Annotated in this window: 1 protein-coding gene; it reads right to left on the bottom strand. The window is 70.5% G+C overall.

Translation table 11 applies throughout. The annotated features are described in order from the left end of the window. Window positions 1–61: 61 nt before the first annotated feature. Window positions 62–623: transposase (locus Q7A36_RS40580; protein WP_305109455.1), on the bottom strand; the 562-nt coding region annotated here is incomplete at its 5' end.

Below are 623 nucleotides of genomic sequence, written 5' to 3'. Positions count from 1 at the left end.
CCTGCGCAGGGGATGTCCCGGCCAATGTTGAGCATGGCGAGCGGCGCGGCCGAGAGTGATCCTATGCGGCGCGCGTCTGCTGTGCAATCGGCGTGATCGTCGCGGTCTTTGCTCGGTGGGCAGTGAGAGCGGCACGGAGCGCCGGAAGGTGCCGCTTCGCCTTCAGCCTGCGAAAGCCATGGGCGGCTTCGAGCATCGCTGCGGCGGTCCAGCGCAGCGCCATGTCGGCGTCGCGCCAGCGCTTCACGTTGCGGCAGACACGCCGCACCGAGCCCATGACGTTCTCGACGATGTTGGTGCAGGCCAGCGAGCGACGCAGTTCGCGCGGCAACCGCAGCCGAACGACGGTGAGGATCTCGTCCAGACCCTCCAGGATCGACGCCGCGGCACCGGGTGCGCGGGGCTCGAGGGTGCGCGCCAGATTGCGCAGCAGCCGCTCGGCCCTGGCCGCATCGTCCAGCTCCCAGGCCTGCCGCAGCGCCCGGCGGACCGGCGCCTGCAGCGCCTTGGGCAGCCGCTCGGCGATGTTGCGAGCCTTATGAACCTGGCAGCGCTGAATGGGGGTGTCCCGCCCGAAGGTGCGCCGGATGGCCTTGGTCAGCGCCTTGGCCCCGTCCACTATG

It is taken from the genome of Paracraurococcus lichenis (assembly GCF_030657435.1).
GTDB classification, from domain to species: domain Bacteria; phylum Pseudomonadota; class Alphaproteobacteria; order Acetobacterales; family Acetobacteraceae; genus Paracraurococcus; species Paracraurococcus lichenis.
This window is presented reverse-complemented; position numbering and strand designations above follow the sequence as displayed.